The sequence below is a fragment of the Acinetobacter calcoaceticus DSM 30006 = CIP 81.8 genome (assembly GCF_000368965.1).
In the GTDB taxonomy this organism is placed as follows: domain Bacteria; phylum Pseudomonadota; class Gammaproteobacteria; order Pseudomonadales; family Moraxellaceae; genus Acinetobacter; species Acinetobacter calcoaceticus.
Genome location: NZ_KB849780.1, coordinates 2,502,430 through 2,516,428, shown reverse-complemented (window position 1 = coordinate 2,516,428; position 13,999 = coordinate 2,502,430). Strand labels below are relative to the sequence as shown.

Below are 13,999 nucleotides of genomic sequence, written 5' to 3'. Positions count from 1 at the left end.
AAAATGTGGGTAAAGCGAGTTCAATAGTGGCCTCGCTTTACTTACTCACATCTAGATATAGAGTTTCTTTGACTTCTTCCATCACCACATAACTATGTGAAGATGCCGAAGCGGGGAGTTTCTTTAACAGATCTCCTAACAAGCGGCGGTAGGCACTCATTTCTTTTAATCGGGCTTTTACAAGATAGTCAAACTCACCTGAAATGAGATGACATTCGAGTACTTCAGGAATCTCGACTAAGTCTCTGGCAACCTGATCAAATACATCGCCTGATTTGGCAGATAACTTAATTTCTAAAAAAACGAGCAGATTACGGTCCACATAGGCTGGGTTTAGCCGTGCGAAGTAACCCATGATGATGCCATCGCGTTCAAGTCGTTTGACACGCTCTGAACAGGGGGTGGTCGACAAGTTGACTCTCGATGCCAACTCACTGATCGCAATTCGTCCTTCACGCTGCAAAATATCCAGAATCATGCGATCTATACGATCTAGGGGGCGCATAGATATTTCCTCTTTTTTTTAAATTCTCACGAGAAATACATATATTTACCTAGATTATAGCCTGAAAAACAGTGAAATAAACTATTTAAGCAGAAATATACTAGTTAAATAAACTGGTGTGCGTGAGGGAATAGAAATGCGCGTAATTGTATTAGGTAGCGGCGTTATCGGAGTGGCAAGTGCCTATTATCTAGCTCAACAAGGAGCTGAGGTCACTGTTCTTGATCGTCAGTCAGGTCCTGCTGAAGAAACAAGTTTTGGTAATGCAGGTCAAATTTCGCCAGGGTATTCAACCCCTTGGGCAGCACCAGGAATTCCTTTTAAAGCTGTGAAGTGGATGTTCCAACACCACGCACCGCTTGCTATTAATTTAGATGGCAGCATGTGGCAGTTACAGTGGATGGCGCAAATGCTGAAAAACTGTAATCCACAAAGTTATGCTGTTAACAAAGAACGTATGATGCGTGTGGCTGAATACAGCCGTGACTGCTTACGTGAATTAAGAAAAGATACAGGTATTAACTACGAAAACCGTGCGAAAGGCACTTTGCAGTTATTCCGTAAAGAAGCGCAAATGGAAGCGGTTCAACGCGACATTAGCGTTCTACAAGAGTGTGGCGTAAGTTACGAATTATTAAATGGCAATGAGCTTGGTCGTGTAGAGCCAGCTTTAGCAAATACGCAAGATAAACTTATTGGCGGTTTGCATTTACCAAATGATGAGACAGGCGACTGTTATTTATTTACTAATGCTTTAGCTCAAATTGCTAAAGAGCTGGGGGTTAACTTCCAGTTCAACCAGAACGTAGAAAAATTGATTGTTGAAGGCGATGAAATTAAGGGCGTTCAGGTCAATGGCAAAGTCTTAACCGCAGATCGTTATGTTTTAGCGTTTGGTAGTTATTCACGTGATTTCTTGAAACCACTCGATCTACAGTTACCTGTATATCCTGTGAAAGGTTACTCGTTAACGATTCCAATTATTGACCCTGCTTTTGCTCCGCAATCTACGGTGCTTGATGAAACCTACAAAATTGCGATTACCCGTTTTGACCAACGTATTCGTGTAGGTGGAATGGCTGAGTTAAGTGGCTTTAACTTAGGTCTGAACGAAGACCGCCGTGCAACCTTGCAAATGGTGACTCAGGACTTGTTCCCGGGCGGTGATATGGCACAGGCATCTTTCTGGACCGGTTTACGTCCAATGACGCCAGACAGTACCCCAATTATTGGTGCGACTCGCTTTAAAAATCTGTTCTTGAATACAGGCCACGGTACTTTAGGTTGGACAATGGCGTGTGGTTCAGGAAAATTAATCAGCGACATCGTATTGAATCATAAGACTGAAATCAGTACAGATGGTCTTTCAATTCAGCGCTATTCTCATGCGCATGCTGCATAACGGACGTTAGGAAATTAATCATGCCTCGTCCTATTACCGCAGTCATCCACCGTCAAGCCTTACAAAACAACTTGGCGGTGGTACGCAAGGCTATGCCAAACAGTAAGGTCTTTGCCGTTGTAAAAGCCAATGCTTATGGACATGGAATTGAACGTGTCTATGAAGCGTTTAAAGCAGCAGATGGCTTTGCGTTGCTTGATCTTGATGAAGCAAAACGAATTCGTGCTTTAGGTTGGACAGGTCCAATTCTGTTGCTCGAAGGGATTTTTTCTCCTCAAGACTTATTTGATTGTGTGAAGTATCAGCTTAGTTTCACCATTCACAGTGAAGAGCAAATTGAGTGGGTTCAAAAGCATCCCTATCCAGCAAAATTTGATGTTTGCCTAAAAATGAACAGTGGCATGAACCGTCTTGGTTTTAAACCACAGCACTATGTTCAGGCATGGGAACGTTTAAATAATTTAGCAAACGTCTCCAAGATTACGCACATGATGCATTTTTCAGATGCGGATGGCGATCGTTTCGGTCAGCAGGGTATTGATTATCAAATTACTGCCTTTGAAGACATTATTAAAGATTTACCGGGTGAAAGATCGGTAAGTAATAGTGCAGCTATTCTGCGTTATCAAGACCAGCTCAAATCAGATTATGCACGTAGCGGCATCATGCTCTATGGCAGCTCGCCAGACTATCCAACGCATAGTATTGCCGATTGGGGTTTACAACCCACCATGAGTTTACGCAGTGAAATTATTTCCGTTCAGCATTTAAATGCGAATGAAAGCGTAGGTTATGGCTCAAACTTTGTCGCAGAGCAAGCAATGACGATTGGGATTGTCGCTTGTGGCTATGCCGATGGTTATCAGCGAATTTCACCGACAGGTACTCCAGTTTTAGTGGACTCTGTACGCACTCGTACAATCGGCCGCGTCAGCATGGATATGTTGGCAGTCGACTTAACTGGCATTGATAGTGCCAAAGTCGGCAGCGAAGTGGTGCTCTGGGGCCAATCAAGTACAGGCGTTATTTTGCCTATTGACGATGTCGCAGTTTCATCCGGTACGGTGGGGTATGAACTGATGTGTGCTGTCACCGCCCGTGTTCAATTTATTAATCAGGTATAAGGAAATCCGAATGTCGAATTCAGATATACAAAAGATCAAAACCAATGAAGTCATGAGCGCTGTGACTGTTTTTAACAAAGTGGTTTATTTGTCAGGTCAGGTACCTAAAAATACCGAGCAAGATGTGGCAGGTCAAACTCGTGAAATTCTTGCAACGATTGATGAACTTTTGGCGCTTGCCGATACCGACAAATCTCGCTTGCTCTCTGCACAGCTCTATTTGAAAAATCTTTCTGACTTTTCAACCGTAAATGCAATTTGGGTTGATTGGTTAAAAGGGTGTGTTGCTCCATCGCGTGCCACAATTCAGGCCGATTTGGTTAATCCAGACTGGCTCATTGAAATTGCCGTGACGGCAGCACAAAAGTAATTCGTTTTTACTCCAAAAATGATGATGTATCTAACAGAAGGAAGATAGATACGGTTTAACCAGTCATTTTTTGGTGAACAGATTCAGTGACCTGTGGCATACGGTTCGATTTTCGCCATAGGTTGCTGATCTTAACAAAGGAATTCAAAAAGGAATTTTAATATGACAACGGCTCGTCATTCAGATACAGAAAATTCTCCTGATCATCTGCAACGAAAACTGTCTAACCGTCATTTACAACTGATTGCAATTGGCGGTGCGATTGGAACCGGCCTATTTATGGGCTCGGGTAAAACTATCTCCCTCGCAGGTCCTTCAATCCTTTTGATCTATATGATCATTGGAGGAATGTTCTTTTTCTTAATGCGTGCAATGGGCGAGTTGCTCCTTGCAAATCTGCATTACAAATCTTTTGTTGATATGGCTCATGACTTGATTGGTCCTTGGGCTGGTTATTATTTGGGCTGGACCTATTGGTTAGGTTGGGTGCTGGTGGGTATTGCGGACCTTTCAGCGGTCATCAACTATTTAGGTTTCTGGCTGCCCGATGGCGCGAGCTTTTCTCCAACACAACAAGCCATGATTAGCGCTGGCTGTGTATTGTTTGTGATGGGTCTTAACCTACTGACAGTACGTTTGTTTGGTGAAATCGAATTCTGGTTTGCACTTATCAAGATTTTGGCGATTATTGGTCTAATTGGCGTGGGTGGTTACATGATTTTCAGCCATTTCCAAGCTCCTCAAGGTGCTGTAGCAAGCATGAGTAATGTTTGGTCGCATGGTGGTTTATTCCCGAAAGGTACTGAAGGCTTCTTGGCTGGTTTCCAGATTGCCGTGTTTGCTTTTGTCGGGGTTGAACTTGTAGGTACAACGGCTGCTGAAACTAAAGATCCAGAGAAGAATTTACCGAAGGCAATTAACGCGATTCCGATACGTATTATTTTGTTCTATGTATTGGCACTGTTTATTGTGATGTCAGTAACACCGTGGGATCACATTCGCGCAGATAAAAGCCCGTTTGTTGAGTTATTCTTAAATGCGGGTATTCCGGTTTCTGCAATCATCATGAACTTGGTGGTGCTGTCGTCGGTGATGTCTTCAATGAATAGCGGTGTGTTTTCAACCAGTCGTATGCTATTCGGTTTATCGAAAGATGGTCAGGCACCGGGCGCATTTGGCCGTTTATCAAAACGTGCCGTACCTTCAAATGGTTTGATTTTCTCATGTATTTTCATTATGGGTGGAGCGGTACTTCAGTACTTTGTTCCAAACACAATGGAAGCATTTACTTTGGCAAGTTCACTCTGTGTGATTCTATTCATTAGTGTGTGGAGTCTCATCATGGTGTGCTATTTACGCTATCGTAAATTACGTCCAGAGTTACATGAAAAATCAACTTTTAAAATGCCGGGCGGTGTTTGGATGAGCTATATAGTTCTGGCATTTATGCTTTTCACTTTGGTGATCTTGGCATTAGAGCCAGATACTTTAAAAGCACTATATGTCAGTCCAGTATGGTTGGTTATTTTAGGCGTCACTTATCATGTGCTCTATAAACCACGCATGAAAAAACTAGGACGTGAACTCGTCAATGATCATTAAGTTTTAATAAAAAGCCAATCAATTATGATTGGCTTTTTTTATTTTTATTCGGTTTTTTATCGGAATAATATTGTTTATTTTTGAGTCAATAGTGCGATTTTCGGGGTATTGGAAAAGTACATATAGCATTATCGCATGCTACACTTCGGCTAATCTGGAGCACCCAGATTGATTAATTAAAATTGCCGTGAAGGCAGTACATAAATAATGTGACTTAAAAAAAATCTGGACAAACGATATATCAATTAAGGAAAAAATATACTTGAACATCTTGTCCTGATGTATAGACTCAGCAACCCACGATATACGGTTCGTTTTTCTCCCTATAGGTTGCTGATTTAAATTAAGCAAAATATAAAAAGGACTTCTAATATGACAATGGTTCATCATTCAGATGAGGCAAATTCCCCTGATCATTTACAACGGAAATTAAATAATCGCCATCTACAAATGATTGCAATTGGCGGCGCAATTGGAACCGGCTTATTTATGGGGTCGGGCAAAACAATCTCCCTCGCAGGTCCTTCAATTCTCGTGATTTACATGTTAATTGGTGGCATGTTCTTTTTTCTGATGCGTGCATTGGGTGAACTACTGCTTGCCAACTTACATTACAAATCATTTGTTGATATGGCATACGACTTAATCGGCCCAGGGGCTGGCTACTATATAGGCTGGACCTATTGGTTAGGCTGGGTGTTAGTGGGTATTGCCGATCTTTCTGCCGTCATTAACTATTTAAGTTTCTGGTTACCAGAAGGCGCCAGTTTCTCTCCCATACAACAGGCTATGATTAGTGCAGGCTGTGTACTATTTGTTTTAGGGCTTAACCTTCTTACGGTGAAGTTGTTTGGTGAAGTTGAATTTTGGTTTGCACTCATTAAGATTTTGGCCATTATTGGCCTGATTGGAGTCGGTGGTTACATGATCCTCACTCATTTTCAAGCTCCACATGGCGAGGTTGTGAGTGTAAGTAATGTGTGGTCGCATGGCGGCATATTTCCAAAAGGCGTAAGCGGATTTTTGGCAGGTTTCCAGATTGCCGTGTTTGCCTTTATTGGCGTTGAATTGATTGGTACAACAGCGGCTGAAACTAAAGATCCAGAGAAAAATCTACCGAAAGCGATTAACGCGATTCCAATTCGTATTATTCTATTTTATGTCTTAGCACTCTTTGTGGTGATGTCAGTGACACCATGGGATCACATTCGCGCAGATAAAAGCCCGTTTGTTGAGTTATTCTTAAATGCAGGTATTCCAGTTTCTGCCATTATTATGAACTTAGTGGTGCTGTCTTCAGTGATGTCTTCAATGAACAGCGGTGTGTTTTCAACCAGTCGTATGCTGTTCGGTTTGTCGAAAGATGGTCAGGCACCAAGTGCATTGGGGCGTTTATCAAAACGTGCTGTACCTTCAAATGGTTTAATCTTCTCATGTATTTTCATTATGGGCGGGGCAGTGTTGCAGTACTTTGTTCCAAATACGATGGAAGCATTTACTTTGGCAAGTTCACTCTGCGTGATTCTCTTTATTAGCGTATGGCTTCTGATCATGGCGTGCTATTTACGTTACCGTAAGTTGAGTCCAGAGTTACATGCTAAATCGACCTTTAAAATGCCGGGTGGGGTGTTGATGGCGTATGTTGTCATTGCATTTTTCTTGTTCACTTTAGTGATTTTGGCATTAGAACCAGATACCTTAAAAGCGGTATATGTTAGTCCATTATGGCTAGTGGTTTTAGGCGTTAGCTATCATGTGTTTTATAAACCGCGCATGAAAAAACTAGGCCAAGAAACTTTTGATTAATTATTAATAATTTTAAAAAAGCCAATCAATCATGATTGGCTTTTTTATTTAGACTCTTTAATCAACCAATAAATGTTGATATTTATCGGCTTGTTTGCGTAGATAATCCCAAACTAATTTGATGCGCGGTTCATGTTGTAAATCAACAAAGGTCAACATCCAGAACGTATGGGTAAAGCGAACTTGCTGCTCTAACACTTCTTCAAGTTCCGGTTTATCATCTGCCAAAAACTTGGGCAAAATCGCAAGCCCTGCACCAGCACTTACTGCAATTTGTTGAGCCAAAATACTGCTGCTACGGAAGTTGGCATTAAGCTTTAAGGGCAATCGTTCTAAACAGTACAGCTCGGGGCTATAGACCAGATCATCAATATAATTCACGAAGCGATGCTGGGTTAAATCTTCTAAACCGCGAATAGGTGGGTTCTGAGTCAGATAGTTTTGGCTACCATAAATCTTTAAACAATAGTCAGACAAGCGCGTAATGATATATGGCCCAGAAGTGGGGCGGTCAATTGACACCACAATATCTGCTTCACGGTGTGAGAGCTTAATCATTTTCGGCACTGGAATCAGGTCGATGGTAAGCAGTGGATACTGAATAGAGAACTCAGCCAGTAAGCGGGCTAAAAACGCAGTTCCAAAGCCTTCAGGTGTGCCAATTCGCACACGACCTTGCAAAGGTTGATGTGGTTTTTCAATTTGTAAAAAAGCTTGTTCCATTTGCTCAACTCGAGGAACAAGTGCCATCCCTTCAAGTGTCAGTTCATAACCAGTCGCTTCACGCTTAAAGAGTGTTGTACCTAAAGCAAGTTCTAGGGCCTGAATCCGTCTTGCAACCGTACTATGCTCTACCCCAATAATACGCGCAGCATTGGTTAGAGTTTTAGTGCGAGCTAAAACCAGAAAAAAATGTAGATGATCCCAATCCACTTTCATTTTTATTGTAATCCCTGTGCATATTTGCACATCAATCGTGCATGAATTTGCGTTGGTGGTCAAAGATTTCTTTGTTAGTCTCAATTGAAACTGAAATAAAGAAAATACGTCGAAAAAGTATTTTCTAATAATTGAACACAATAAAAATATGGCCTACGGAGAGGTTATGAACACAATCCAAAAAATCGAATTGGAAACCGCTAAATTACTCATTAACGGAAACTTTATCGAATCTAAAACACAGGAATGGCAAGACATTGTTAACCCTGCAACTCAAGAAGTGATTGGTCGTGTACCATTTGCAACGGTTCAAGAAGTCGATGCTGCTATTCAAGCTGCACAAGATGCTTTTGCTTCTTGGCGCCAAACCCCAATTCAGGCACGTATGCGCATCATGCTTAAACTGCAAGATTTGATTCGTGCCAACATGAAGGAAATTGCGCAAGTACTGACGGCTGAACAAGGCAAAACCTTGGCAGATGCTGAAGGCGATATTCAACGTGGTTTAGAAGTGGTTGAACATGCTTGTTCAATCGGTACTCTACAAATGGGTGAATATGTCGAGGGTGTGGCACGTGGTGTAGACACTTATACCTTGCAGCAACCTTTGGGTGTGTGTGCCGGCATTACGCCGTTTAACTTTCCAGCGATGATTCCACTGTGGATGTTCCCAATGGCGATCGTTTGTGGCAATACCTTTGTTTTAAAACCATCAGAACAAGACCCGTTATCGACCATGATGCTCGTTGAACTTGCGATTCAAGCAGGTGTTCCAGCAGGTGTGCTCAACGTTGTGCATGGTGGTAAAGAAGTTGTTGATCGTTTATGTACGCATAAAGACATTAAAGCCATTTCATTTGTTGGCTCAACTGCGGTTGGAACGCATGTTTATAACCTTGCAGGGCAACATGGCAAACGTGTGCAGTCGATGATGGGTGCAAAAAACCATGTGGCTGTCATGCCAGATGCCAATAAAGAACAAACCTTAAATGCCTTGGTGGGCGCAGCGTTTGGTGCAGCAGGGCAGCGCTGTATGGCATTGTCGGTTGCAGTCATGGTGGGTGAAAGCAAGCAGTGGATTCAAGAATTAGTCGAAAAAGCGAAAACCTTAAAAGTGAATGCAGGCCATGAGCCGAATACCGATATTGGCCCTGTCATTTCAAAACGTGCCAAAGCGCGTGTGATTGATTTAATTAATAGCGGTGTTGAGCAAGGTGCAGAGTTACTGCTCGATGGTCGCGATGTTCAAGTTCAAGGCTATGAATCGGGTAACTTCGTAGGCGCAACGATTTTTAGTGGCGTAAATACCGACATGCGTATTTATAAAGAAGAAGTCTTTGGGCCTGTACTTTCAATTATTTGCGTAGACACCCTTGAGGAAGCGATTGCTTTAATCAATGCCAACCCATTTGGTAACGGTGTCGGCTTATTTACGCAAAGCGGTGCGATTGCACGTACTTTCCAAAACTTAATTGATATTGGTCAAGTTGGTATCAACATTCCAATTCCTGTACCAGTGCCTTTCTTTAGTTTTACGGGTTCAAGAGGTTCAAAACTTGGTGATTTGGGACCATACGGCAAACAAGCTGTGCAGTTCTATACCCAAACCAAAACCATTACCAGTCGCTGGTTTGAAGACAGCCATGAGGTTGGTGCAGTAAACACAACCATTAGTTTACGTTAAGGGGATCACGGATGAATATCGCCTTTATCGGTTTAGGGAATATGGGCGGCAGAATGGCCCATAACCTACTGAAAGCCGGAATCAAAGTTTATGGTTATGACCTCAGTGAAGTTGCTATTCAGCACTTCGCCGAGGCGGGTGGCGTAGTATGCGACAGCCCGCAGGCAGCAGCAAAACAAGCTGATGTGGTCATTACCATGTTACCTGCGGCAAAGCATGTTAAAGAAGTTTACTTAGGTGAAAATGGTGTCTTGGAAGTGCTAAAAGCAGGTAGCTTATGCATTGATAGCAGTACCATTGATCCGCAAACCATTAAAGATATTACTGCTGTTGCACATAGCAAAAATATTAAAATCTGTGATGCGCCAGTCTCTGGTGGGACCATTGGTGCTCAAGCGGGAACTTTAACCTTTATGGTGGGTGCCGATGAGCAAACTTTTAATGAAGTGAAACCTGTGCTCAGCCACATGGGCAAAAATATTGTTCATTGTGGTGAGGTCGGTGCAGGCCAAATTGCCAAAATTTGCAATAACCTCATCTTGGGTATTTCAATGGCTGCCGTTGCCGAAGGTATGGCACTCGGTGTGAAGCTAGGCATTGACCCACAAGCATTGGCAGGTGTCATTAATAGCTCAAGCGGTCGTTGCTGGAGCTCGGATGTGTGTAACCCATGGCCGCATATTAATGAAAATGCCCCAGCATCTCGAGGCTATCAAGACGGTTTTGCAACTCAGCTGATGTTGAAAGATTTAGGACTTGCGGTAGAGGCCGCAGGTCAAGTTAAACAGCCGATTTTACTCGGTGGTATGGTGCAGCAGCTCTATCAGCAAATGTGCATGCGTGGTAATGCCAATCTCGATTTTTCGAGCATTATTCAGCAATACCTGCCTCAAGAGGCATAACGGCAAAGCCAAAGGATGGCTTTAACTCAATTAAACCCTGTCGTGAATAACAACAAATCCGGACTGAGGGAAAAGATATGATGGATTATCAAAATGCTGCACAGGCTTTCGATTTGGAAAGTACTGCAAAAAAAATGTTATCAGGTTCACTCGATGCTTTAAATGCTTGTTATGAATGCTGTGATCGACACGCAGATGGCGACAAAATTGCGCTGTATTGGCAAGGAAAAGACGGCCGAAAAGAACAGTATACCTTCCGTGAACTAAAAGAATGGTCAAGTCAGTTTGCCAACTTTTTAAAATCACAAGGTGTGAAAGCAGGCGACCGTATTTCAGGTTTATTACCAAGAACACCTGAACTGATCGTGACCATTTTTGCAGCTTGGCGAATTGGTGCTGTTTACCAGCCACTATTTACTGCGTTTGGTCCAAAGGCGATTGAGCACCGTATTCAGCTTGCACAAAGCAAGTTGGTGGTGACCGATGTAGGTAACCGCAGTAAGCTTGATGAAATTGAGAATTGCCCTCCAATTGTGACGGTTGCCGATGTGCAAGGTACTCCGCTCAAAGCAGATGATTTTAATTTCTGGAATGAAGTTAAGCAGCAGTCTGATCAATGCGATTTGGTCATGCGTAGCATCCAAGATCCATTTTTATTGATGTTTACTTCAGGCACTACAGGGCCAGCGAAACCTTTGGAAGTGCCGTTAAAAGCATTGATTGCCGTTGGTCGATATATGCAAGATGCCATTGGTTTAACCGAAGAAGATTCGTTTTGGAATATTGCCGATCCGGGTTGGGCTTATGGTCTGTACTATGCGATTACTGGGCCGTTATTTTTAGGCCACGCTACTTTGTTCTATGAAGGTGGTTTCAGCACAGATAGCCTATGTCAAATTGTGAAAGATTATAAAATTAACAATTTGGCAGGTGCACCGACGGCCTACCGTATGATGATGGCGGCTGATCCAGCACAAATGGCGCCGTTAAAAGGGCTATTCCGTGTCGTTAGCAGTGCAGGTGAGCCGCTTAACCCAGAAGTAATTCGCTGGTTTAAACAAGTCTTAGATGCTCCGATTTATGATCACTACGGACAAACCGAAGTGGGCATGGTGGTGTGTAATCATCATGGTTTAAAACATGAAATTCATGCCGGTTCAGCAGGTTTCCCAAGTCCGGGCTATCGTGTTGCGATTGTTAATGAACAGGGTGAAGAACTGCCTGCAGATACACCAGGAATTTTAGCGGTGGATATTAGCCAGTCTCCAATGATGTGGTTCAGTGGCTATAAAGAAAGCCGCAAATCACCTTTTGTAGGGCATTACTACTTAACTGGAGACACTGCCGAGTTACATCCCGATGGCAGCATGAGCTTTGTTGGACGCAGTGATGATGTGATCACGACATCGGGTTATCGCATTGGACCTTTTGATGTGGAAAGTGCCTTACTCGAACATGATGCTGTCATTGAAGCAGCAGTGATTGGTGTGCCTGACCCAGATCGTACCGAAGTCGTTAAAGCATTCGTGATTTTAGCTGCCGATGCTCAACCCTCAGATGCGCTTGCTGAACAACTTAGCCAATTTGTTAAAAGACGACTTTCTGCACATGCTTACCCACGTTTAGTTGAATTTGTGAGTGAATTACCTAAAACTCCAAGTGGTAAAATTCAGCGCTTTTTATTGCGTAATCAAGAAATTGCTAAACAACAAGCTAAAGCAGGGTAAAGGAAATAACAATGCAATTTACCGAAGAACAATTACTCATTCGTGATATGGCGAAAAGTTTCGCCCAAGAACAAATTAAGCCCAATGCCAGTGATTGGGATCGAGATGGGACCTTCCCAAAGGAAACCTTGGCTCAAATGGGGCAACTTGGTTTTATGGGCATGCTTGTTTCAGAGCAATGGGGCGGTTCAGACACGGGTAATTTAGCCTATGTATTGGCACTCGAAGAAGTCGCAGCAGCAGATGGTGCGACCTCAACCATCATGAGTGTACATAACTCGGTTGGCTGTGTGCCTATTTTAAAATTTGGTACCGATGAGCAAAAAGAGCGTTTCTTAAAGCCTTTGGCGCAAGGTGAAATGATCGGTGCTTTTGCCTTAACTGAACCGCATACAGGCTCAGACGCAGCGGCACTTAAAACTCGTGCGGTTAAAGATGGCGATGATTACATTTTAAATGGCGCCAAGCAGTTTATTACCTCTGGCAACAATGCAGGCGTAATTATTGTGTTTGCAGTGACCGACCCTAGCGCAGGTAAAAAGGGCATTAGCGCATTTTTAGTCCCACGCGATACACCGGGTTACGAAGTGATTCGTGTTGAAGAAAAACTAGGCCTGCACGCATCCGATACTTGCCAGATTGCTCTGACTGATGTGCGCATTCATAAAAGTCTCATGCTTGGCAAAGAAGGCGAAGGTTTAAAAATTGCACTTGCCAATTTAGAAGGTGGTCGTATCGGCATTGCCGCGCAGGCAGTGGGTCTGGCACGTGCGGCGCTCGAAGAAGCAACTCGCTATGCCAAAGAGCGTATTACTTTTGGCAAACCGATTTTTGAGCATCAAGCTATCGCGTTTCGCCTTGCTAGTATGGCAACCGAAATTGAAGCTGCCAGACAACTTGTTCACTACGCTGCACGTTTAAAAGAAGCAGGCCAACCGTGTCTAAATGAAGCTTCAATGGCTAAGCTATTTGCTTCGGAAATGACGGAGCGAGTGTGTTCGAGCGCCTTACAAGTGTTTGGTGGCTATGGCTATTTGAAAGACTTTCCGATTGAGCGCATTTATCGTGATGCCAGAATTTGTCAAATTTACGAAGGCACGAGCGATATTCAACGTTTAGTCATCGCACGTAGTCTATAAAACCAGAACAAGGAATAAATCATGCAGTGGCAAAGTATTTTATTAGAAAAGCGTAATGGGGTTGGACTGATTACATTAAATCGCCCTCAAGCGCTCAATGCTTTAAACAGTGAATTAATTAGTGAAATTAATCAGGCATTAGATCAGCTCGAAAAAGACCGCGAAATTGGTTGCATGGTATTGGCAGGTTCTGAAAAAGCTTTTGCCGCAGGTGCAGACATTAAAGAAATGGCTGATTTGGCATTTCCAGATATTTATTTTGATGACTTTTTCCATCTTGCCGACCGTATCGCACAGCGCCGTAAACCTTTAATTGCAGCAGTCAGTGGTTATGCGTTGGGCGGCGGCTGTGAATTAGCGCTCATGTGTGACTTTATCTATTGTGCTGACAATGCCAAGTTTGGCTTACCCGAAGTTACTTTAGGCGTAATTCCGGGTATTGGTGGTACACAGCGTTTAACTCATGCGATTGGTAAAGCCAAAGCAATGGAAATGTGCTTTACCGCGCGACAAATGGGCGCAGTAGAGGCAGAGCAAAGTGGGCTGGTTGCACGTGTTTTTAGTAAAGAAGAATTACTTGAACAAACCCTGCAAGCCGCAGAAAAAATTGCAGCACGATCTTTAACTGCAAACATGATGCTCAAAGAAACCATTAACCGAGCTTATGAAGTGAATCTCACAGAAGGTTTACGCTTTGAGCGACGTATGTTCCATTCAATTTTTGCGACATCTGATCAAAAAGAAGGAATGCAGGCTTTCGTTGAAAAACGCCAGCCAAATTTTAAAAATCAATAAGAGA

General features: G+C 43.0%; 12 protein-coding genes. 10 read left to right on the top strand and 2 right to left on the bottom strand.

Features of this window, described 5'->3' with window-relative positions:
- Window positions 1–37: 37 nt before the first annotated feature.
- Window positions 38–505, bottom strand: a complete 468-nt coding sequence (locus tag F936_RS16780; RefSeq protein ID WP_003655656.1) for an Lrp/AsnC ligand binding domain-containing protein — start codon at window positions 503–505, stop codon at window positions 38–40.
- 136 nt (window positions 506–641) lie between these two features.
- Between F936_RS16780 and F936_RS16775 the strand changes: the two genes are divergently transcribed.
- The 5 genes from F936_RS16775 (at window position 642) to F936_RS16755 (ending at window position 6,809) form a co-directional block, all read left to right on the top strand.
- Window positions 642–1,907: a D-amino acid dehydrogenase gene (locus tag F936_RS16775; protein WP_005049125.1), complete on the top strand. Its 1,266-nt coding sequence runs from the start codon at window positions 642–644 to the stop codon at window positions 1,905–1,907.
- A gap of 20 nt (window positions 1,908–1,927) precedes the next feature.
- On the top strand, window positions 1,928–3,031 hold the full coding sequence (gene alr / locus F936_RS16770) for an alanine racemase (RefSeq protein ID WP_005049123.1): 1,104 nt from the start codon (window positions 1,928–1,930) through the stop codon (window positions 3,029–3,031).
- Between the two features lie 10 nt (window positions 3,032–3,041).
- Window positions 3,042–3,401 (top strand): RidA family protein, encoded by a 360-nt coding sequence (locus tag F936_RS16765; RefSeq protein WP_003655648.1) that lies wholly within the window; start codon window positions 3,042–3,044, stop codon window positions 3,399–3,401.
- Window positions 3,402–3,563: 162 nt separating this feature from the next.
- Complete coding sequence (locus tag F936_RS16760; RefSeq protein ID WP_005049120.1) at window positions 3,564–5,003, top strand: amino acid permease; 1,440 nt, start codon at window positions 3,564–3,566, stop codon at window positions 5,001–5,003.
- A 372-nt stretch (window positions 5,004–5,375) separates the two neighbouring features.
- A complete protein-coding gene (locus F936_RS16755; RefSeq protein ID WP_003655645.1) occupies window positions 5,376–6,809 on the top strand; it encodes an amino acid permease in 1,434 nt (477 codons plus the stop codon).
- 57 nt (window positions 6,810–6,866) lie between these two features.
- On the opposite strand, the gene F936_RS16750 is transcribed toward F936_RS16755, so the two are convergent.
- Window positions 6,867–7,748, bottom strand: coding sequence for a LysR family transcriptional regulator (locus F936_RS16750; RefSeq protein ID WP_005049117.1), 882 nt, complete (start codon window positions 7,746–7,748; stop codon window positions 6,867–6,869).
- A 166-nt stretch (window positions 7,749–7,914) separates the two neighbouring features.
- Here F936_RS16750 and F936_RS16745 point away from each other — a divergent pair, with 166 nt between their 5' ends.
- The 5 genes from F936_RS16745 to F936_RS16725 all read left to right on the top strand — a co-directional run bounded on the left by F936_RS16745 (window position 7,915) and on the right by F936_RS16725 (window position 13,995).
- A complete protein-coding gene (locus tag F936_RS16745) occupies window positions 7,915–9,432 on the top strand; it encodes a CoA-acylating methylmalonate-semialdehyde dehydrogenase (RefSeq protein ID WP_005049114.1) in 1,518 nt (505 codons plus the stop codon).
- Window positions 9,433–9,443: 11 nt separating this feature from the next.
- Window positions 9,444–10,334, top strand: a complete 891-nt coding sequence (mmsB, locus tag F936_RS16740) for a 3-hydroxyisobutyrate dehydrogenase (protein ID WP_005049112.1) — start codon at window positions 9,444–9,446, stop codon at window positions 10,332–10,334.
- Window positions 10,335–10,411: 77 nt separating this feature from the next.
- Window positions 10,412–12,061 carry an AMP-binding protein gene (locus tag F936_RS16735; RefSeq protein ID WP_005049109.1) on the top strand — a complete coding sequence of 550 codons (1,650 nt, stop codon included), beginning with the start codon at window positions 10,412–10,414 and terminating at the stop codon, window positions 12,059–12,061.
- An 11-nt stretch (window positions 12,062–12,072) separates the two neighbouring features.
- The gene (locus tag F936_RS16730) at window positions 12,073–13,200 is read left to right on the top strand and encodes an acyl-CoA dehydrogenase family protein (RefSeq protein WP_003655633.1); all 1,128 of its coding nucleotides are present in this window, start codon (window positions 12,073–12,075) and stop codon (window positions 13,198–13,200) included.
- A 21-nt stretch (window positions 13,201–13,221) separates the two neighbouring features.
- Window positions 13,222–13,995 (top strand): enoyl-CoA hydratase, encoded by a 774-nt coding sequence (locus F936_RS16725; RefSeq protein ID WP_003655631.1) that lies wholly within the window; start codon window positions 13,222–13,224, stop codon window positions 13,993–13,995.
- The last annotated feature ends 4 nt before the right edge of the window (window positions 13,996–13,999 follow it).

What these genes read in the sequence shown, in the direction of transcription:
- F936_RS16780 (WP_003655656.1), bottom strand. Translation starts at nt 505, where the DNA reads ATGCGCCCCCTAGATCGTATAGATCGCATGATTCTGGATATTTTGCAG.
- F936_RS16775 (WP_005049125.1), top strand. Translation starts at nt 642, where the DNA reads ATGCGCGTAATTGTATTAGGTAGCGGCGTTATCGGAGTGGCAAGTGCC.
- alr (WP_005049123.1), top strand. Translation starts at nt 1,928, where the DNA reads ATGCCTCGTCCTATTACCGCAGTCATCCACCGTCAAGCCTTACAAAAC.
- F936_RS16765 (WP_003655648.1), top strand. Translation starts at nt 3,042, where the DNA reads ATGTCGAATTCAGATATACAAAAGATCAAAACCAATGAAGTCATGAGC.
- F936_RS16760 (WP_005049120.1), top strand. Translation starts at nt 3,564, where the DNA reads ATGACAACGGCTCGTCATTCAGATACAGAAAATTCTCCTGATCATCTG.
- F936_RS16755 (WP_003655645.1), top strand. Translation starts at nt 5,376, where the DNA reads ATGACAATGGTTCATCATTCAGATGAGGCAAATTCCCCTGATCATTTA.
- F936_RS16750 (WP_005049117.1), bottom strand. Translation starts at nt 7,748, where the DNA reads ATGAAAGTGGATTGGGATCATCTACATTTTTTTCTGGTTTTAGCTCGC.
- F936_RS16745 (WP_005049114.1), top strand. Translation starts at nt 7,915, where the DNA reads ATGAACACAATCCAAAAAATCGAATTGGAAACCGCTAAATTACTCATT.
- mmsB (WP_005049112.1), top strand. Translation starts at nt 9,444, where the DNA reads ATGAATATCGCCTTTATCGGTTTAGGGAATATGGGCGGCAGAATGGCC.
- F936_RS16735 (WP_005049109.1), top strand. Translation starts at nt 10,412, where the DNA reads ATGATGGATTATCAAAATGCTGCACAGGCTTTCGATTTGGAAAGTACT.
- F936_RS16730 (WP_003655633.1), top strand. Translation starts at nt 12,073, where the DNA reads ATGCAATTTACCGAAGAACAATTACTCATTCGTGATATGGCGAAAAGT.
- F936_RS16725 (WP_003655631.1), top strand. Translation starts at nt 13,222, where the DNA reads ATGCAGTGGCAAAGTATTTTATTAGAAAAGCGTAATGGGGTTGGACTG.